Raw genomic sequence first — 19,506 nt, 5'->3', positions numbered from 1 at the left:
TTATTATGTAGATTTAGCCTTACCCCGATATCGTCGTCGAGAACTCGGGATTGCCGCGGATGGTGTTGCTCACCGTGCAGATCTCGTCTTCGGCGGCATGGGCGATTTTCTGTCGGGTTTCTTCGTCGATATCGCCCTTGATCGAAAAAACGATATTGAACTTTGAAACGCGCGAAAGGCCTTCCGTCGCCTTCTCGCCGGTGACGTCGGCAGTGATCTCGCTGATCTTATCGAGAACGCCCATCTGGCTGGCGGCGATGCGGGCGCTGAGCACCAGACAGGCCGAGAGCGAGGAATAGAGCAGATCGAGCGGATTGAAACCCGGCTGCGACGGCGCGGTGACGATATCGATCTCGCCCTTGGTGGCGGAGGTGACGTGCGGAAAACCGGTGCGGCCGAGAACGGCGGTGGCGCCGGTCGGGCGCGGACGTGCCTTGAGATCGGCCATGTTGAAATCCTCTCACGAACATCTTGCAGATGGTGATTTCCGCCTGAGGCGGCAATGGCAAACGCCGCCCATGGGTTTCGGAACCTTTCCATCCGTCATCAGTTGAATACACCTGAACGAAATCAGTGACAAAGGTGGATTGTGATGCCTGACGTCCGCAGGATGGATAAACAAGGCCGGCGGATGGATGCTCGCGATCGGCTGATCGTTGCACTCTATGCGCAGCTGAAGGCCGAGCGGGAAACACGGGAAACGCTGGAATGGGCGATCCGCAACGGCGCCATCTCGCAGGAGGTGCTGGAGGCGATCGCTGCCGATCCGGTTCCGGTCGTCACTAGCGAGGATATCGCATCGCTAGAGAAGATCATCGCGCTCGACGAACGGCGCAAAACAAATCGGAACTAGCCGACGACCTCATGCACCCGATTTAGTTGAGAAGAGGAGATCCGAGATGGCCGATATCACCTATCAGGTCGTGCCGCATGACAATGGCTGGGCCTATAAGCTCGGCGACACGCTTTCGGAAACCTATGCGACAGCGGATGAAGCGATCATTCATGCCAAGGATGCCGCATCGCGCCAGAAGATCGGCGATGGCGATGCACTGCTCGCCTATCCCGCGCCCGACGGCCGCGGCTGGGCATTTCAGGAAATCGAAACCGACAAGAGCGGCAGCCGGCTCTGATTTGATGCGGAGGATGGAATGGCCGCTCGGGCAAGCTGGAAGGGTCATCTGAAGGTGGGCGACCTTGCCTGCGCCGTTGGGCTCTACACCGCCGTTTCCTCCTCCGATCGCGTCTCCTTCAACATCATCAACCGCAGGACCGGCCACCGCGTGGAACGGCAATTCGTCGACAGCGAGACCGGCAAACCGGTCGAGCGGGGCGACCAGGTCAAGGGTTACCAGATGGAGAATGGCGACTACATCGTCATTGAAGGTGACGAGATTGCCGAAATCATGCCGGAAGGCGACAAGGTGCTCGATGTCAAGGCTTTCATTGCCTATGACGATATCGACAAGCTCTATTTCGACCGTCCTTATTATCTCGCGCCCGCCAACGAACATGATGAAGAGGCGCTGTCGCTGATCGCCCGCGCCATGCGCGACGGCAAGGTCGCGGCTCTGGCCGAAGCCGTGCTTTTCCGGCGCAACCGGACGCTGCTGATCCGTCCGCATGACGACTACATCGTCGCGACGATGCTGAATTTCGACTACGAGGTGCGCTCGGCCGATACCATCTTCACGGACATTCCAGACATCAAGTTCGACAAGGAGATGCTCGAACTCGCAGGCCACATCCTGGATACCAAGCGTGGCAGCTTCGAACCGAGCGAATACGAAGATCGCTACGAGGCTGCCCTCGTCGAACTGGTGAAGGCGAAGATCGAGGGCCGGGCGCCACCGAAGAAGAAACCGCCCCAGGAACGCAAGGTCGTCGACCTGATGGAAGCGCTGCGCCAGAGCGCCAAGATGAGCGGCAAGGGCTCGGCGAAGAAGAAGGCGCCGGCGCGCAGCGACAGCCAGAGGAAGAAGGCAAGCTGAGATGGCATCGCCCCCCGGCGGGCGATGGGCAATCTCAGGCGCACCCGACCTCGCGCGAATGCATCGGTTTATCGCGCCGGCGAAGCCGGCTGGACCTGAAGCGCGTCAAAGTGGATTCCGCGGTGCGCTTTAAGTCTTTGATTTATGTATGTCGTTTCCCAAAATCGCTGGCCACTTTTTCATTGGCGCGGCTTCTCGCCGCCTTCGGCCGCCAGGCTCTTTTTCAGCGCATCCATGATATTGATGACGTTGCCGGTCGATTTCACCGGTGCAGGTTTTTGCGCGGGCGCCGCCTTCTTCAGGCTCTTCTGCTTGCCGCGGATCATCGACTTCAGGCGTTTCTGGATCGGATCCTGCACCATGGCCGGGCTCCAATTCTTCGTCTCTTCCTTCACCAGTTGCGTCATCAGCGTCAGCAGCTTGCTGTCGATTTCAGTTTTGCTGTCGAGTTCGGCCACGGGATCACGCACCTCGTCGCCATAGCGCAGCGTCCAGAGAACGATGCCTTTGCCCAGCGGTTCCAGCAGCACCGCACGCTCGCGGCGATAGAGAACAAGGCGGGCAATGCCGACGACGTCATTTGCCTTCATCGCCTCGCGGATGACGCAGAAGGCTTCCACCCCGACCTTGTCCTCGGGCGCCAGAAAATGCGGTTTGTCGTACCAGATCCAATCGATCGAGCCGCGCGGCACGAAACTGTCGATCTCGATGGTGCGGGTGCTTTCGAGCCCGACTTCCTCGATCTCCTCGTCCTCGAGAAGGACATAGTCGTCCTCGCCGCGCGGATAACCCTTTACCTGATCCCTGTCGGCAACGGGCTTGTGGGTGACGCTATCGACATAGCGGCTTTCGACGCGGTTCTTCGTCTGGCGATTGAGGACGTGGAAACGGACCTTGTTGCTTTCGGTCGTCGCCGGCGTCAGCGAGACGGCGGCGGTGACGAGCGAGAGCTTGAGATAACCTTTCCAGAATGTCTGACGTGCCATGTCTGTCCTGTCTCCCGGACACGGTTGGGCATGGCAATCAACGGAGGGTTCGGTCTTTGGTTCCGGCAATTGAAGATTTCGTTGATCAGATACGGTCGATGCATTTTCATTTCGTGGATCGGCTGCCATAGACCCGAGCATTGCTGGCGGAGAGGCCAGAGCCACTCTCTCCTTGCCACCGCCATTTTCCTCTTCAATAATGAAAGCCCCAAGACGTCAGGATATCGGTAATCTGAATGTTGCGACTTTTCGCCAACCTCGTCATCGTCCTCGCATGCAATTTCTTTCTCATCGTCGGCAATGCTGGCCCGTCCTTTGCACAGGAATGCCCTGACCCGACCAAAGCGACGAATGCCTCGGCCCAGCAAAAGCAGGCAAGCAAGCGATTAAATCGCGCTCTTCCCAGCTATCGCGCCAGATCGGCCCGATACAACATGGCTCTTGTCGGCGATTCGCTCGTCGAACTCTGGCAGCCCTGGATCAAGGAGAGCTTTCCCACCCGCCCGGTGATGAACCTCGCGGTCGCCGGCGACACCACGCAAAATGCATTGTACCGCCTCGAGGGTTTAGACCTTCCGGATTTCCATCCCGCGGACGTCGTCGTGCTGATCGGCACGAACAACCTGGGTGCGAAAACCGCGCCATGCGCAGTGGCAGCTGGTGTCGTGGCTGTTGTCAGCAAGGTTCGCGCTCTTTGGCCGGACGCCCATATTTACGCGTTGTCCATACCGCCTCGGGGCAAGCGCTATGCCTTCTACGAGGATGTCAGAATTCCGGCCAACCAGCTTGTCGCATCGTCATTGGCTGAAATCCCGGGTGTCACGTTCGTTCAAATGAACGATGATATGTTGCGGTGCGGTAAGCCAAGCGATAAGGATTGTTCCAACTACAAGCCTGACCATCTTCATTTCAATGAAGGGGCATACAAGCTGATCACGAGCTTCCTCGCCGCAGCGGGTCTGCAGCTTTGATTTTTGCCGCTCAGGTGGTTACCAAAACGTAAGGCGGAATGTCATGAGCACCTCATTTGACAGCTACCAACCGATTGGCCTGCAAAGACATAGACCCAGACCTCGGGCACAATATCGCGTTCGGCGTGAAACCCTCGTTCGGATCCTCCTCTCGGCAATATTTTATATTTCCCTCTGGAGAGCGACCGGCATGTGGTATGGGCTGCCCGCCGACTTCCAGGAGGGTGTCGGCAAAGATCCCATGCCAATGCGACTGTTGCTGATGTCGCTCGTTCCACTCATTGGCCTCTACTGCTTGCTGGAGCCCAGACGAGTCGTTGAATTGCTCCGCAGCGCTTCGCCGCTGGTCGGCATAGTCTGCTTATGCGTCTTTCTGTCGATTGCTTTTTCCGTCAGCGTTACAGCCTCGCTCCGGGCTCTCGTCGCCGTCGCATTGCTGACAGCTGGACCCCTTCTTTACAGAGCCCGTTATGGAGCCGTCGACACATTTGAAAGCCTGGCCAAATTTGCCATTGCGACGGCTTTCATCAATATTCTTTACACGGCAGCCTTTCCCCGGTTTGCGGTGATGAGAGGCAGCTATGCCGGGATGGTGAAAGGGGCCTTCTACCACAAAAACATGCTTGGCCAGTTTTCGGCAATAAACTTCATACTGCTGCTTCCAGCCCTGCCGATGTGGCGTCTGCGCTATTATGATCTCCTGCGATGGGCGGCAATGCTGCTCTACCTCGTGCTCATCGTGCTGGCGAAATCATCAACGGCGATCATCCTGCTTTCGATCGGAATAGCCGTATACTACGGAATGAGCTGGATTCAGCGCTTTCCAGGCCGCATCTTCAGATCCTTCGTCGTTCTTCTTGCATTCGCCCTGCTGGGCTTCGTCGTCTCCGTCGCGTTGATGGGCGTGGCACAGGCGATTGCCGAGTCATTCGGGAAAGACCTTACGCTCAGCGGACGTACGAATGTCTGGGAACAGTTGCTGCCGTTGATCTACGAGCGGCCGCTTACAGGCTGGGGATTTGCCTTGTTCCGACAACCCGAAATCATGGAGCAATATGTTCGCCTTACGTGGGACGCTCAATCCACCCACAACACCTATATCGAACTTGCGCTGAACATAGGCATACCCGCGACCATAATCTGGACGTCGTTCGTCGTAGTGCGGCTCGTGGCGAAGATGACCTCGTCGCCCCTCAATCAAGCACTTGCCATCACCAAGAGAAAGGAGGTTGTCATTATCCTCCTGATCTTGATCGGCGCATTCACCGAAGCCGGAATGATGCTCGCCCCCTTCATCTTATGGCCCCACACCGTGATCGCGCTTACGAGCCTTGGCCCGGAGTTCCTGTCCCGCTTCCGCAAACCGACCCAGGCAGGCGCGCAACATGCATCAGGCTAAAAAGATGACTTCAAATAATCGTAGACTGGTTGGCCTCGATGGGATTCGTGGCTTGGCGGCTATTTGTGTGGCAGTGCATCACACCGAAGGTTTTGTCGGTTTCGATGCAGCACCTGCTGCCTATCTCGCCGTCGACTTGTTTTTTTGTCTCAGCGGCTTCGTGATCGGCCACGCCTATGAGAGGAAACTCATTCAAGAGTCTTCGCTCTCTGCCAATGATTTCGCCATCAAGCGTCTCATCCGCCTATACCCCCTCTATCTGCTCGGTTTGCTGCTCGGCGTCCTTGCATATGCAGGCATGTCGCTCAGCAGAAATCAGCAAATGGATCCGATGCTGTTTGCAACCTCGTTGATTGCCTCGATGTTCTTCCTGCCGGCGATCGGTGGAACATCGCTGAAGGCGCCGAACCTGTTCCCGTTCAACGGTCCGTCATGGTCTCTATTCCTGGAGATCGTGATCAACCTGGCCTACGGCTATACGGCGAGATTGCTGTCCAACGGTGTGCTCGCTGTGATCCTGCTTGCGTCATGGGTTTGGCTGGCGGCGCAAACGCTGGCCCATGGAAGCGCCGACTTGATCCCGCTCGACGGCGCCTTGCTCTCCGGATTTCCCCGCGTTCTCTTTTCTTTCAGCCTCGGTATCCTGATGTACCGCTACCGTCAGCGGCTTTCCCCTTCGGGCATCGGAAAAGCAGCCGCAGTGACAACAATCGTCGTCGCGACTGCTCTTCTCGTCTTCCAGGCGCCACCCGCCTGGGTTGGCATAAAGGACCTGATTGTCATCACTGCTTTATTTCCTATCGCCGTGCTTGTCCTTTACACAGCCAACTTCGATGGCGTGCTGCGGCAGCCGCTTCTTATTGCGGGAGAGGCGTCCTACGCGCTCTATGCAATTCATGTTCCGCTGCTGGGATTGCTGTTGGGAGCCTGGAAAGCCGCTGGCCTGGGACAACCGCCGGCCTGGGCGATCTTTGCCATCGTTCTTCCGCTGATCGTCGTATTGGCCATTGTCGTCACCCGCCTCTACGATGAACCGGTTCGCAAAGCGCTCAGCGCAGGAAAGGCCATGAGACTTCGCTGGCGTCGATCCTGATTTTGGCGCGATGCGTAGATTCAAAAGTGTTAGAGCGTCCTTTCTCCGTCTGAAAGGACGCACGGCGCTCTAATCGTCGTGCAGCCAAGCGATACGCCGCTTAAATCGAGAGGTAGCGCTTGCGCCAAGGCAGCATGTGTTCCTGCCATGCGCGCGGCGTGAAATCGTCATAGGCAGTCTCAGCGATCGCCAGCATCCAGTTCTGCTCCTTGCGGGCCAGCAGGACGCATGACAATTCCATCCCGGGCTCGACCGTAATGGAAGGCCGATTGGCGCCTGGAATATCGATCCCCTTGTTCCGCCACTGGATGCGGATTTCGTCGGGCTCGGATGTCCATTCGCCGGAGGCAACGGAAGCGTTGCCGTCGGGCTTGAAGCGAAGCGGCGGCGGGGTGACATTCAGAAAGCTGCCATCGTTGCGATAGTTGCCATCGATATCACCCGCAGTCGTTTTGCCGTTTCCCTTGAGAACGATGTCCTGCTCGCACCGCAGGAATATGTTGCGCCGAAAGCTGCCGGACCACCGACGGTTGGCGAAGAACGCGATGTCGCATTGGCTAATGACGTTGTCGTGGATATCGATGTCTTTGCGAAATGCCAGCTCCTTATCCGAAAAACCGCTCAGGCTGACGCCACGATTGGTGTTCTCGATCCAGTTATCATAAATGTGATGGCCGGCGTGGTCGGCCTTGTCGCCGACGCCGTAGCCGAAGGAATAGTCATTCATCCTGCCATCGCGCATGATGTTGCTGCGCACCACGGCGTCATCGCCGATCGACGAAAAGGAGAAATTCTTGCCGCCGATGAAATTGTACTCGACCAGGTATTTTCGCGTTTTGTCGCAGACCAGCGCGCCCTTGTTCGATGCGCTCGCCGGCGACTGCAGGAAGAGGTTGCCGCGGATCACGATATCGGAGCTGATATTGTCGTCGCTGTTTTGATAGGCGAACTGGCAGCAGTCTGCTCCCTCGCCCGGTGCTGCGCCGATGCGATTATTCTCCAGCAACACGTGCGTCGTCTTCGTCAGGTAGATGCCGTCGCCGTTCACATTCTCCGTTTCACAGCGCCTGACGGTGAGATTCGTGCCATTGTGAAATTTGAAGCCTCGAGGAGAATTCTTGACGATAACGTCTTCGATCACCGTATCGGAAAACACCTGATAGGCGACGCCGACATCGGGCGCACCATCGATGACCTGTCCGCGTGTAGACGCGCCGTGAACTTTCTTTCGCAGGATGGCGGTCATTACATTTCCTTCGATACCGGTGCCGCGGGGAATTAAGCAGAGGGCATGTGGCGGATGTTTGAATATTTGGAAATCATCTGGCTTCTGGCAGGTACACGCTTCGCCTTCCCACAGGCGCTGTTCAAGTGATCTCTAAGACCAAGCGAAGCTGACAGCACATCGTATCAGCTTATAAACCGCCCATCTTTCAAAAACGACAGGGTCTGGCTCCACATCGTCCTGTTGACGGGCAAGAAAGTGTGGTTTGCCGGAATGACGATATGCGCTGCCGCGCCGTCGAGACGGGTGCTCTCCACCGAAACCTTTCCATCATTCGGAACCCTGACGCCAATGATAAGCGACGAGACCGGGTCGATGGTCCGGTTCCCAGCGATGATGCCAAGTTCATAATCCACTGTGCCGAACAGGTCGGTCATTTCGGTTTGATCCGTAATCAGCTGCTGCCCCGCCGGCCCATAGACCTTCCTGTATAAGGGCCAGTTCTTGAGGAAATCAGCAATCTGACTGCCGTTGTTCGGCGTTCCGACCATGACCACTCTGCCCAAATTGGCTGGGCGATAACGCCTGAGAAAAGCACGGATGAGCAGCCCGCCCATCGAATAACCGACGAAATGGACCCGGCCCTCGCCTGCCTCCTTCGCAGCGTCGTCGATCTCAGGTCGGACGATGTCGATGAGGTCGCTGATCGAAAACTTGGTGGAGGGGTAACCGACATTCACAACCCGATAACCGTGGCCGGACAGGAAGCCGGCGAGCTTCGCCATGCTTTTCCTCGTCCGGGCAATGCCGTGAAACAGGAGGACTGTGTCGTTCATCATCTGTCCGCTTAACGGGCTGCTATCGATCAGGCTCTATCCTGTAGCTTTCAAGGTGAAGCTTGTCACGAACGACAGACGTTCTCGAGTAGAGGCGCGCTTGATGCGGCGTCCCGCTAGTGATCTATTGGACGATGAAATGAAGGTGAACTTCAGCAGCCCGTCTCATGAATGTTCGACCGCTCCTGTGCTAGTGCCCTTTGCGCCTTTGAACAGACGCGCGGCGCTGTAGAGAAAGAAATGCGTGCACGTGACGACCAGCATCCGACATATCGCTAAACTTGCAGGAACGTCAGTCTCTTCGGTCTCGCGCGTGCTCAACAACAGCGGTTACGCCTCGCCTGAGCTCAGGGATCGCGTCGAGGCGGCTATCCGAACGCTGAACTACACGCCGAGCAAGGGTGCCCGTATGCTGCGCGGCGCACCAAGCCGGATGATCGGACTGATGCTGCCGTCGATTGAAGTGCCTTTCTTCGGCATCCTGGCCCATGCGATCGAACAGGAATTGTTCCAGCACGGCTATCAAACGCTGATCTGCAGCACGGCGGAAAATATGGACCATGAGGTGCGCTATATCTCCATGCTGCTCGCCCAGCGCGTCGATGGCGTTATCGTGGCAAGCGCCTTCGGCAGCATCGAGCATTTCGGGGTGCTACGGGACGCTCGCATTCCGATCATCGCCATTGACCGCGAGCTGAGCGGCATTGCCGACGATGCTGTCATGGCCGATCACGAGGAAGGCGGACGGCTGATGGCGCGCCATCTGATCGATCTCGGCCATCGGGCAATCGCCATCGTCGGCGCGCCGGCCCACAGCCAGCCGATCCAGCTTCGCCTTCAGGGCATCACGGCGGAGATGGCGAAAGATGGCATCGCGCCCGCCATCGTGGCGATGGCGGAAGAGCACAGCTTTGCAGAGACCTACCGGCTGGCGCGGGAATTGCTGGCGTCTCGACCTGAGGTCACCGCGATCATCGGCACGACCGACGTTTCGGCGATTGCCGCAATCCATGCCATCCAGGATCGCGGATTTTCCGTTCCGAACGACTATTCGGTCGTTGGCTTTGACGATCTGCCGGAGGCAGCCTACGTCTTTCCACGGCTGACAACGGTCGCACAGCCGATCCGCGACGTCGGGCGGCAGGCAGCACGGCTGCTGGAAGCGCTGATCGACGAGCACCACACGGGAGACGAATCTCGACAGGGTGCGATCGTAAAAGTGCCGGTCACGCTGATCGAGCGCGATTCCACCGATCTCGTCCGCAACTGAGGTCGGACCCCGAAGCTAGGGCCGGACGATGACCTTGATCTCGCCTGGCAATGGCGCGTTGCCCACCACCTCGGCGACCTCCTCGAGACCTATGGTTTTGGTGACCAATGCGTCCAGTTCCAACGCCCCGCTCGCAACCATTGCCGCAGCGCGCGAATGGGTGAAGGGGTTGAGGTAGGCCGGCCTGATATCGACTTCGTTCACGAGCAGATCGAAAGGCAGAACCGGCACCTCGACACCCGCCGGCGTCACCCCGAAAAGCACGAAGGTACCACCGCTCCGCGCCATCTTCAGACCGCTTTGAAACGTGTCGCTGACGCCGGCGCATTCGATGACCACGTCGACGCCGCCTTTGGTGACCTCTCGAACGGAAGCGATTGTGTCTGAAGCGGCCGGGTCGAAGGCGTGCGTGGCCCCCAGGCGCAGAGCGGTTTGGCGTCTTGATTGCTGCCGCGTGATCAAAATAATCTCGCCTGCCCCAGCCAGGCGGGCCAGTTGCACCATGAGCAGGCCGATCACGCCCCCGCCGAGGATCGCGACGCTGTCGCCCGGACGGATCCTTGCCTTGTCGATGGCGTGGATACAGCAGGCCAGCGGTTCACTGAAGGCGCCGTGAACGGGATCGAGGTGAGCCGGCAGGACGAAGGCCTGGGCCTGCGGCACCGCCACATATTCGGCAAAGCCGCCATCCCGTGTCACGCCGATGGCGGTCAAGCTCTCGCACAAGTTCGGCCGCGCCTGCGTGCAGGCCCGACAGGTGCCGCAGGAGATATTCGGGTCGACCGTCACAAGCTCACCGCCGGTAAAGCGGGTGACGGTATCGCCGATCTCTTCGACTATGCCGCAGAATTCGTGGCCAAGCGTGACGGGGATCGCTGTCGGATACTCGCCCTTGTACATGTGGCGATCGGAACCGCAGATGCCGGCCACTGCAACCCGGACAAGCAGCTCGCCTGGCCCGGCAACCGGCTTCTCGACGCTGCGCATGGTCAAAGACCCGATCGACTCTAAACGTACAGCTCTCATTCCACTCCCCCAAACCACAAGATCGATTGTCTCTTCGTGCTGATGAAGCCGCTTCTCAGGATGACGCGGCATCGTCCATCCCGGGCACGGCTCAAGCGCTTAGCTCATGACATTGCCGCCGTCGACATTGTAGCACTGCGCCACGATATATGCTGCATCGGGCCCGGCCAGGAAGGCCGCCATGGCAGCTTGTTCTTGGGGGGCGCCAAATCGTCCGGCGGGCACGGCGGCGGCCACGCGGCGCTTGACGTCACCGGGTTTCAAACCTTCCCGGCTGCCGAGTTTTGCATCGACGACGTCCCACATCGGCGTATCGACGACGCCGGGAGCGATGGCGTTGACGTTGATCCCGTAACGGATCAGCTCCAGAGCGCAGCTTTGCGTGATGCTGATGACGGCCGCCTTGGAAGCGCAATAAGCCACCGCAGGTCCTTCGCCCCGACGGCCGGCCTGGGACGAGAAGTTGATGATGCGTCCACCTTCCCCTCTTTCCACCATGTGCCGGGCAACGGCCTGCGTCATGAAGATCAGGCCTTCGATATTGACCTGAAAAACTTTCGCGGTCCGTTCCCGGGATATTTCCAGGATGGACTCGACGTCGTAAATGCCTGCGGCGTTGACCAGGATGTCGATCTGACCGGCGGTGGCGATAGTGAAGCGTACAGCTTCTTCGATGCTGTCCTGGCTGGTCACATCAAGCGCTACACCCCAGGCATCAGGGCCGATTGCTTCCGCCACCCGTGCGCACCGTTCACCGTCGAGGTCAGCCACGACAACCCTGGCGCCTTCGGTGCCGAAGCGTTCGCATACCGCCTTGCCGATGCCGCTCGCTCCTCCCGTGACCAATGCCACCTTGCCGGAGAGCCGCGCCGTTTCCGCATATGTCATCGCACTGCCTCCCCGATGGCGCCTAAATCGGCAAAGGCGCCGTACGCGGCTGCCATAATGAATAGTTTCATGTTTGCTCCTCCCCTTTTGACTGAACGATAATCGGAACCGCCCTCCTGAGGCGACGCCAATGGGCTAAGCGGATTGCGGGTTCGTCTCCTTCGCCTCGCGAAGAAGGACGGATATGTCGGGGATGCCATCGGTGGCCGTCGCCCCCTTGAGGCAACGCGCAGCTGTGGCATGGGCGACGGCGCAGATATGCTCGACCGGCCAGTTCTCATGCAGGCCGTAGAGCACGGCGGCGCAGAAAGCGTCTCCTGCGCCGACGGTACTGACGATGTCATCGGGATCGACAGGTCGTGAACGCGTGATGATCGGCGAAGCGCCTGATGCAAACCAGAAGCAGGTTTCCGGCGCATGGATGATCGCGCCCTTGGCGACACCCGCCGCAAGCAGGCGCTCGCCCGCTTCCAAAAGCCCCGCCTCGATCAAATCCCCCTTCGCATCGCGAACGATAACGCCGGTTGCACGTCCCGCCTCCATCTCGTTGATGATCAGATAATCGCAGAAAGGCAGAGCGACGCCGACCTTGGCCGCAAATTCCGGGTCTTCGCTCGATACGAAATCCACGCAGGTCGTAAGCCCCGCGCGGCGCGCCGCTTCCAGCAGGCGCGATGCTCCCGAACGGCCGTCGGGGCCGATGCCGTCGAGCCCCGGCAACAGCATGAGATAACCGAGATAGAACAGCCGGTAGCCGGCCTTGGCGAAGGCCGCGGGTGAGACAAGCTTGTCCGTGACGGCATCGTTGGCGCCGCCATGATAGAAGAAGGTCCGGTTCTGACCGGGCACATTCATGACATGCGTATGTGCCGTCACCCGGTCGGCAAGCGCCGTCAGCCCCCCGACATCGACGCCGGCAACTGCTAGGCGGGCCTTGACGATCTCTCCGTCCTGATCGGCGCCGATGCATCCCGCCGCCGCCAGCTTTCCTGGAAATCCAAGCGAGGCCAGATCGGTGACAACATTGGCCGCCCCGCCCCCCACGCCCAGATCCTGGTGCAGGATATGCGCGAGATTGCCCTGTTCGGGCCAATAGGACAGGGTGTGGACGCGATCGACGATGAAGTTTCCCGCACAGACGATGCCGCCCCGCTTCTGACTGTCGCGATCGTCACCCTCCCCGACCCGCATCAGCTGCCTCCTTCGTTCCACAAGGGTCTGAGCGGCGGCTCGTCTTCCTCGATCGCGGCAAAACGTGCGATCGGCTCCAGGAGGAAATTATCGCTGTTGTCGTCGTTGACCTGGCTGACCTCGCCGACAAGGACAGGTCCGCCGCCTTTCCTGCCGTAGAAGCGGTGGTAAAGCCCGGTACGGATCGTTACGCTCTGGCCAGGGTGGAGAACCAGCGGCTCCCATGCGGCGAGCCGGTGCGGCAGGCCGTCTACCGGCACCGTCACATCATCTTTCAGCACATTGCCATCGGCATCGGTTGCGGCGAATTCGATGACGAGATCGCCGCCGGCGCGATTGATGATGTCTTCCATCTTCGCCGCATGACGGTGGGTCGGCGTGAGCTGCCCCTCGCCAACGAAGAGCAGCTTTTCGGCATAGGTCCGTTCACCCCTGATATCGACGATACCATTGCGCAGGCAGAACAACACCAGACCGCATTCGGCGAACCGGTCCGAGCCGAAATCGGTGACATCCCAACCCAGCTGATGAGCGCGCAAATAGGCTGATGCCTCGGGATGTGCGGCAAAATCCGCTGCCGTCCAGGAGCCCCATGCCGGCAGGGACCAGTGCCAGCGCTCGAGGGTCTCGGTTGCCCGCAGAAACGCGGCGTTAATCTCGGAGCGCTTCATCATGTGGGCGCCTCGTCATACTCGACCGGTACCACGACGTCCTCGCGACCGGATTTGAGGGCTGCCGTCAGGACCGCGTGATGCGCCTGCGCCTCGGCCGGGGTCGCGCAGCCGAAACCGTTCGCATTGCCGCCGGCAAGCTCATCGACGAAGGCCGCCCACATCTGCTGAATGGCGTCGGCAAAACCGAACTCGAAAATCTTGCCTGTGATGGCCGGAAACAGCGAGCCATAACCGAGATCCTCGGTGCTCCAAGCCTGGGCACCGCCATTATAGTCCATCCACTGCCACTGGCGCGGCGACTTCGTACTGAAGAACGCGCTCTTCTTCATGCCGAGAACGCGGATGTACCAGGTGTTGGATTCGCCGGGCGCGATGCGCCAGGTTTTCAGCACCATCGGGAAATCTTGATCCCCGGTGCGCACGCGACTGCTGATCGTGGCATTGTCCCAGGTGGTGCAGGGCAACATGCCGCCCTTGCCGTCAGGACGTTCGGTGACCTTCTTGACCAATTGCGCATGCAGGGTGGTCGGGCGCCAGCCGAGACGCAGCGGCACGTGCAGCACATGCATGCCGAGATCACCCATGCAGCCATAGTCGCCATTGATATCGGCCATGCGCTTCCAGTTGATCGGCTTCTGCCGGTCGATATCCGAAGAGTGCAGGAAACCCGCCTCGACTTCGATTATATCCCCCATCTCGCCGCTTTTTGCGAGCGCGATGACCTTCTGCGCGCCGGGGAAGAAAGGCATTTCCGACGAGCAGCGGACCAGGAGTTCGGGATGCTCGGCGAGAACCGCCATGATTTCCCGGTTCTGCGCCGCGTCCATGCCGAAGGGCTTTTCGCCGAGAAGATGTTTTCCGGCCTTCAGGATGTCGATGTAGAATTGCTGGTGCAGCACATGCGGGACAGCGCAATAGACCGCATCGACCTCGGGATTGGCCAGAAGCTCCTTATAGTCGGCGGTGAACTGGCGACCAGTCGGCACATGATCCCTGAACCAGTCGAGCAGCGTCGCGTTGGTATCACAGACGGCGACGATTTCCGGTCGGGCCTTCACATCGGCCAGATGCAGCCAGCGCGCCGCGGCACTCGCGAACTCGCGCCCCATCAGACCGCAGCCGATGACGCCGAAGCGGAATATTTTCGTCATGACATGTCCTCCCAGACGCGCGTCAGGCAATATGCAGCGAGGCTTGCTCGACGGAAGCCTTGTCATGGACAATCGCCATCAAGGCCCGCGTCATGCCGCCGGGATTGTGATGTTGGATGACGTTGCGGCCATAGACGATGCCACGGGCGCCCTGCTCCATCAACTGCTTGGTGCGGATCAGGATTTCCTGATCCGAAACGCGGCCGCCGCCGCGCACCAGCACCGGCAGGCCTTGGGCGATTTCGACCACGCGGTGATATTCCTCGACATTGTCGCAGGGGTCGGCCTTGATGATATCGGCGCCGAGTTCGGCCGCCTGGCGTACAAGCGGCAAGATCTTGTCGATCGCGCCATCGACCATGTAGGCGCCCTTGGAATTGTCCTGCATGACAAGCGGCTCGACCATCAGCGGCATGCCGTAGATCTCGCATTCGCGCTTCAGGCTGTTCACATTGCGCACGCAGGCGCGGTAGACTTCCGGCTGGTCCGGCAGCATCAAGAGATTGACGACGACACAGGCAGCATCCAATGCAACGCCCTGCTCCACCGCCCTGTCGATCATTTCGGAAAACAGCTGAGACGGAAGGGGATTGCCATAGATGTTGGCGATGTCGGTGCGCAGCACCAGTGCCGGGCGATGTTTGCCGGGAATAGCCTGCAGAAGGGGTGCCGTCCCCGGCGGCAGCTGAATGGCATCCGGCGCCGCGTCAGCGATCACCTCGATGGCCGTCTTCATGTTCTCGATGCCGGCGAGGAAGGTCCGTTCATTGAACATGCCGTGATCGATAGCAACGTCAAAACAATTTCCAGACACGCCGAAAAGTCGGTTCAATCGCGCGGATTTCATCAAACTTCCTCCCAATATGGTAACGTTTCCACATTTGGATAAACGCGGCAGGAATACGAGTCAAGATAATGTGGTAACGTTTCCATACTGTTTCCAGATGTGGACGAGGCGCCGCTCACACCTCGTCCGGGAAGGACTACCAGCAGGTGAATCCTGCATCGACGTTGACAATTGCCCCGGTCATCAGGCTGGCGGCGCCCGAGGCGAGGAAGAGGACCGCGCTGGCAACTTCCTCCGGCGTTCCCATCCTGCCCATCGGCGTGTCGGCGAGCCAGAGCGGTATCCGCTCGCGATTGGCTTCGACGGCCACCACCATCGGCGTCTCGATGTAGGTGGGCGCGACGGCGTTTACCCTGATGCCGTGATGGGCCCACTCGGCGGCCAACGAGCGCGTGAGGTGATGGACCGCCGCCTTGGAGACGTTATAGGCCGTCTGAGGCTGGGGCCGGTTGCAGATCGTCCCCGACATCGAGCCGAGGTTCACGATGGCGCCGCGTTTCATCGAAATCATCGAACGACCGAAGGCGCGTGAGCACCAGAAGACGCCGTTGAGATTGACGTCCATCATGCGCAGCCAATCGGCGTCGGTGAGATCCTCCGCCGGGATGCCGCTCTGACCAATTCCGGCATTGTTCACCAGGACGGTCGCCGGCCGGCCGCCGTCGGAGAGCTCAGCCGCGATCGCGTCCATTCGGGCCGCGTCGGTGACGTCGCCCACCCGGACTTCGATGTCGTAGCCTCTGTCGCGGAGAGCTAGCGCTTGCTCAGCGTCGGCCTCGCTGCGTTCGATGACGACGACGGCGGCGCCCGCTTCGGCCAGCGCCTCGGTGCAGCAGAGACCGATCGCACGCCCTCCGCCTGTGACCACCGCACGCTCGCCGTCGAGGCGAAATTTCTGCTGGTAGCTCATGTCACGTCTCCTCAAATGTCAAAGGCGCTTGGAAGCACGACGATATCGCGGATGGTGACGTTGCGCGGCCGGGTCAGCATGAAGATGATCGCGTCAGCGACTTCCTTGGGCTCGATCAAAGCCCCGGCCTCTTTCGCCTTGCGAAGGTTTTCCTCCGGCCAATCCGCGAGCAACGCGCTGATCACCGGGCCTGGAGAAACCGACCCCACACGAATGCCACTTTTCAGAAGCTGGCGTCGCATCGTCTGGACGAAACATGTCATCGCCCATTTCGATGACGAATAGACCGGTTCCCATGGAATCGCCGAGTGTCCAGCAACGGAACTGGTGACGACAATGTCGCCAGTGCCACGTTCGATCATGTGCGGAATGACGCTTCGAACGTTCTTGATGACGACGTTGACATTGAGATTGAGCATCCGATCGATGGTATCGAGGTCGGTTTCCATCAGGTCGCCGCCGATATAGGTGCCTGCATTGGCATGCAGGATATCGAGCTTGCCCGTCTTCGACAGGATGCCCTCGAGCAATCCCGCGCACTGGTGCGGATCCAACAAGTTGAGCACCAGCGGAATAGCGCGCTCGCCAAGCCTGGCACAAACCGTCTCAAGGGCCTTCTCATCGCGGTCGACGAGGACGACCGTCGCGCCTGCGGCGAGCATTGCCTCCGTCGAAGCGAGCCCTATTCCGGACGCAGCACCCGTGACCGCCGCGATCTTCCCATTCAAATCCGTCATCGATTTTTCCTCCTGACTTGATCCAGATTGTCAATTCTTCCCGAGGCCGCAAGCGGCATGATAGTCCGAGAGGCTCTTCGTCACTCTCCAGATCAAAACCTGTTCCGGATCGAGCGGCGCATCTGCGAAATCCTGTGCGGCCGGCATGTGCTGCCAAAGCAACGGCAGCGGTACGATTTGCCCTCGAAGGGCCTCGCACAGGCGCCGGACGGCATCTTGTGCTTCAGCCGACGCCCAATAATAGCGGATGCGGTCGGACAGCGAATAGTGCCGCAGCCAGCGCATCTCGGCGTCTGTGCCGTGGTAGTGGCGGCTCCAATTGCCTGGCTGATCGAGCATCAGCACCTCCATCGCCGCATAGAGCGGACGCGGGCCGTAATCGAGCAAGAGGTCCGAAGCGATCGCATCCAGCGCGTAGAGCGCTTCGCGCAGGACAAAGGTCAGTTCGGGACCGACCTTCAGAATGGGAAAGCCGTCCTCCACCAGCGCGGTCAAGGGCCGGGTTCCCTGATAGTCCGTCGAATGCGCCTCGAAGACGAACTGCGGCTCCTCGGTGAGCACCGATTTCAGCGCGTCTATCTTGCTGCGATCATAATGGATGACATTCTGATTGCCGAACTCGACGCCCGGCTGAACGACCAGACCGATGGCCCGTCCAAACGCTTGCCCGAGTCCGGCCTCCGCAAAGATCCGGCGGTGGACTCCGATCGTCTTCAGCGCCGCTGCGGCAGCTGTCGGTTCGATGGTTGTCAGGGCATGGTCGGCCCCGCCTGGCGGCGGCACTTCGGTGCCGATGACGTAAACCGGCATTGCGCCGCCGCTCTTCTTCGCCGACGCCTCGGCGACCGCCGCAAGCCGGGCGGCGCGATGGGCGGTGGTTTCGTCGTCGAGCGCCATCGGCTCGCTCTTGCAGCCCATCGAGGCGTCGAGGTGAATCTTGCGAAATCCGGCCTCGACATAGGCGGCAACCATCTTCTCGGCCTCGGCCATGGCCTCTTCGGCCGGGCGGTCACGCCACGGATTGGGACCGAGGTGATCGCCGCCGAGAACGATCAGATTTTCGGGGCATCCCTCCTCGGCTGCTATTTTGCCGACGAGGGACGCGAAGTCGCTTGGCGTCATTCCGGTATAGCCGCCGAGGTGGTTGACCTGGTTGCAGGTGGCTTCGATCAGGACGGTGCTTGCCTGTTGCCGCCCGTGTCGGAGAGCGGCGCGCAGCACGATCGGATGGGCCGAGCATACGGAGGTCACGCCTCTGGGGTGGCCTTCGATCCTCAGCCTGGCCAGTTCGTTGAGATGCACCTGCATCACGGCCGCCTTTCCGTTGAAGCGATAAACGCATCGAGCTCTTGCCGAGTGCCGGCGCCTTCCATCGGACCGAGGACCGTCACGTTGCGCGCGCCAGCGGCCGAGCCGTAGGTCAGAGCTTGCTTCGGGGACATTCCGAGCCGCCGGCAGGTGAGATAGGCACCGCCGAAGCAGTCGCCGGCGCCGGTGGGGTCGACCTCTTGAACGACAAATGCCGGTGCGTCGATGCGGTCTCCGTCTCTGCCGAAATAGGTCGCGCCTTCGGCTCCGCGCTTCAGCACGATCTCTTTGACGCCCACCTCGAACAAGCGGCGGATCGCGTCTGCCTCCCCTTCGACACCTGCGGCACGCTCAAGCTCCTCTCCGGACGGCAGAAGCAGATCGGCGGCAGCGACAAGCTTGGAAAAGCGGCGCTCGGTATCCTCATCCAGCTTCAATTCCTTGCGAATGTTCGGATCCACCGAGAGCGTCCCCCCGCGTGCCTTGACGATATCGACCGCCTTGTCGATCACCTCACGCGCACTGGGGACCGACAGGGCCGAACCCATCACGTGAAGATGACCGCTCCGATTGATCAGATCGCCGACCGCTTGAGACCAGCCGAAGCGCGCAGCTGCTGATGTGGCGATGTTGTAGACGAAATCCCGGGAGCCATCCTTGCGGTAGCGGACAAAGGCGCTTCCTGTGGGATAGTCCGGATCGATCGAGATCGTCGAAACGTCGACGCCGTCGCGTTTGAGCCGATCGGTATTGACACGACCGAAGTCGTCATTGCCGACGGCGCCGACCATTGCGGCCTTGCCGCCGAGGCGCCCGCATTGCGAGATGAAGATAGCCGGCGCTCCGCTCGCGAACGGACCGACGAGCGGCTGGGCTTTAAGAAAACCGTCTCCGACCGTCGTGGCGACGATCTCGACGAGGATCTCCCCTACGCAAACGGTGGGACCAAGCAGGTCCGGAGCCAGTACTGAAGTCATTTGCAATCCTGCTTTCGATCGTTCTT

21 protein-coding genes are annotated in these 19,506 nt (G+C 59.9%); 7 read left to right on the top strand and 14 right to left on the bottom strand.

Annotation, left to right across the window (positions count from 1 at the left end):
• Positions 1–19: 19 nt before the first annotated feature.
• Positions 20–448, bottom strand: a complete 429-nt coding sequence (locus RlegSU303_RS01460; RefSeq protein ID WP_094086735.1) for an OsmC family protein — start codon at positions 446–448, stop codon at positions 20–22.
• 144 nt (positions 449–592) lie between these two features.
• Here RlegSU303_RS01460 and RlegSU303_RS01455 point away from each other — a divergent pair, with 144 nt between their 5' ends.
• The 3 genes from RlegSU303_RS01455 to ku (RlegSU303_RS01445) are packed head-to-tail and all read left to right on the top strand — an operon-like array spanning position 593 to position 1,991.
• Positions 593–853, top strand: a complete 261-nt coding sequence (locus RlegSU303_RS01455; protein ID WP_017958953.1) for a hypothetical protein — start codon at positions 593–595, stop codon at positions 851–853.
• Between the two features lie 46 nt (positions 854–899).
• The gene (locus tag RlegSU303_RS01450; RefSeq protein ID WP_017958952.1) at positions 900–1,133 is read left to right on the top strand and encodes a DUF2188 domain-containing protein; all 234 of its coding nucleotides are present in this window, start codon (positions 900–902) and stop codon (positions 1,131–1,133) included.
• 18 nt (positions 1,134–1,151) lie between these two features.
• Positions 1,152–1,991: a non-homologous end joining protein Ku gene (gene ku / locus RlegSU303_RS01445; protein WP_094086736.1), complete on the top strand. Its 840-nt coding sequence runs from the start codon at positions 1,152–1,154 to the stop codon at positions 1,989–1,991.
• A 179-nt stretch (positions 1,992–2,170) separates the two neighbouring features.
• Here ku (RlegSU303_RS01445) and ku (RlegSU303_RS01440) read toward each other — a convergent pair whose 3' ends face one another.
• A complete protein-coding gene (ku, locus tag RlegSU303_RS01440; RefSeq protein WP_017958950.1) occupies positions 2,171–2,977 on the bottom strand; it encodes a non-homologous end joining protein Ku in 807 nt (268 codons plus the stop codon).
• A 236-nt stretch (positions 2,978–3,213) separates the two neighbouring features.
• On the opposite strand from ku (RlegSU303_RS01440), the gene RlegSU303_RS01435 reads away from it, so the two are divergent.
• The 3 genes from RlegSU303_RS01435 (at position 3,214) to RlegSU303_RS01425 (ending at position 6,440) form a co-directional block, all read left to right on the top strand.
• A complete protein-coding gene (locus tag RlegSU303_RS01435; protein WP_017958949.1) occupies positions 3,214–3,948 on the top strand; it encodes a GDSL-type esterase/lipase family protein in 735 nt (244 codons plus the stop codon).
• A gap of 43 nt (positions 3,949–3,991) precedes the next feature.
• Positions 3,992–5,347, top strand: a complete 1,356-nt coding sequence (locus tag RlegSU303_RS01430) for an O-antigen ligase family protein (RefSeq protein WP_094086737.1) — start codon at positions 3,992–3,994, stop codon at positions 5,345–5,347.
• Positions 5,348–5,414: 67 nt separating this feature from the next.
• Positions 5,415–6,440, top strand: a complete 1,026-nt coding sequence (locus RlegSU303_RS01425) for an acyltransferase family protein (protein ID WP_331275228.1) — start codon at positions 5,415–5,417, stop codon at positions 6,438–6,440.
• A gap of 100 nt (positions 6,441–6,540) precedes the next feature.
• Here the strand turns inward: RlegSU303_RS01425 and RlegSU303_RS01420 are convergent, their stop codons facing one another.
• Both RlegSU303_RS01420 and RlegSU303_RS01415 read right to left on the bottom strand, forming a co-directional pair.
• Complete coding sequence (locus RlegSU303_RS01420; protein ID WP_094086739.1) at positions 6,541–7,686, bottom strand: right-handed parallel beta-helix repeat-containing protein; 1,146 nt, start codon at positions 7,684–7,686, stop codon at positions 6,541–6,543.
• A 164-nt stretch (positions 7,687–7,850) separates the two neighbouring features.
• Positions 7,851–8,501: an esterase/lipase family protein gene (locus RlegSU303_RS01415; protein WP_026158522.1), complete on the bottom strand. Its 651-nt coding sequence runs from the start codon at positions 8,499–8,501 to the stop codon at positions 7,851–7,853.
• Between the two features lie 250 nt (positions 8,502–8,751).
• Here RlegSU303_RS01415 and RlegSU303_RS01410 point away from each other — a divergent pair, with 250 nt between their 5' ends.
• Positions 8,752–9,771 carry a LacI family DNA-binding transcriptional regulator gene (locus RlegSU303_RS01410; RefSeq protein ID WP_026158521.1) on the top strand — a complete coding sequence of 340 codons (1,020 nt, stop codon included), beginning with the start codon at positions 8,752–8,754 and terminating at the stop codon, positions 9,769–9,771.
• A gap of 15 nt (positions 9,772–9,786) precedes the next feature.
• Here the strand turns inward: RlegSU303_RS01410 and RlegSU303_RS01405 are convergent, their stop codons facing one another.
• From RlegSU303_RS01405 to RlegSU303_RS01360, 10 genes are all read right to left on the bottom strand, one after another.
• The gene (locus RlegSU303_RS01405; protein WP_017958943.1) at positions 9,787–10,797 is read right to left on the bottom strand and encodes a zinc-dependent alcohol dehydrogenase family protein; all 1,011 of its coding nucleotides are present in this window, start codon (positions 10,795–10,797) and stop codon (positions 9,787–9,789) included.
• Positions 10,798–10,896: 99 nt separating this feature from the next.
• Complete coding sequence (locus RlegSU303_RS01400; protein ID WP_017958942.1) at positions 10,897–11,685, bottom strand: L-iditol 2-dehydrogenase; 789 nt, start codon at positions 11,683–11,685, stop codon at positions 10,897–10,899.
• A 135-nt stretch (positions 11,686–11,820) separates the two neighbouring features.
• Complete coding sequence (locus RlegSU303_RS01395) at positions 11,821–12,876, bottom strand: carbohydrate kinase family protein (RefSeq protein ID WP_094086740.1); 1,056 nt, start codon at positions 12,874–12,876, stop codon at positions 11,821–11,823.
• Positions 12,876–13,547 (bottom strand): D-lyxose/D-mannose family sugar isomerase, encoded by a 672-nt coding sequence (locus RlegSU303_RS01390; protein ID WP_231283836.1) that lies wholly within the window; start codon positions 13,545–13,547, stop codon positions 12,876–12,878. The genes RlegSU303_RS01395 and RlegSU303_RS01390 overlap by 1 nt, the downstream gene beginning before the upstream one ends.
• Complete coding sequence (locus tag RlegSU303_RS01385) at positions 13,547–14,701, bottom strand: Gfo/Idh/MocA family protein (RefSeq protein ID WP_094086741.1); 1,155 nt, start codon at positions 14,699–14,701, stop codon at positions 13,547–13,549. Before RlegSU303_RS01385 ends, RlegSU303_RS01390 begins: the two co-directional genes overlap by 1 nt.
• A 22-nt stretch (positions 14,702–14,723) precedes the next feature.
• Positions 14,724–15,548, bottom strand: a complete 825-nt coding sequence (locus tag RlegSU303_RS01380; protein ID WP_094086742.1) for a class I fructose-bisphosphate aldolase — start codon at positions 15,546–15,548, stop codon at positions 14,724–14,726.
• 136 nt (positions 15,549–15,684) lie between these two features.
• Positions 15,685–16,458 (bottom strand): SDR family NAD(P)-dependent oxidoreductase, encoded by a 774-nt coding sequence (locus tag RlegSU303_RS01375; protein ID WP_094086743.1) that lies wholly within the window; start codon positions 16,456–16,458, stop codon positions 15,685–15,687.
• A gap of 11 nt (positions 16,459–16,469) precedes the next feature.
• Entirely contained in the window at positions 16,470–17,195 is a 726-nt protein-coding gene (locus tag RlegSU303_RS01370; RefSeq protein WP_094086744.1) for an SDR family oxidoreductase, read from the bottom strand.
• 30 nt (positions 17,196–17,225) lie between these two features.
• Entirely contained in the window at positions 17,226–18,503 is a 1,278-nt protein-coding gene (locus RlegSU303_RS01365) for a D-tagatose-bisphosphate aldolase, class II, non-catalytic subunit (RefSeq protein WP_094086745.1), read from the bottom strand.
• Positions 18,503–19,480: a tagatose kinase gene (locus RlegSU303_RS01360; RefSeq protein WP_094086746.1), complete on the bottom strand. Its 978-nt coding sequence runs from the start codon at positions 19,478–19,480 to the stop codon at positions 18,503–18,505. Before RlegSU303_RS01360 ends, RlegSU303_RS01365 begins: the two co-directional genes overlap by 1 nt.
• Positions 19,481–19,506 lie beyond the last annotated feature (26 nt).

The organism is Rhizobium sp. SU303, assembly GCF_021052345.1.
GTDB lineage: Bacteria > Pseudomonadota > Alphaproteobacteria > Rhizobiales > Rhizobiaceae > Rhizobium > Rhizobium laguerreae.
Note: the sequence above shows the minus strand (reverse complement) of the source record. Positions and strands in the feature narration are given on the sequence as shown.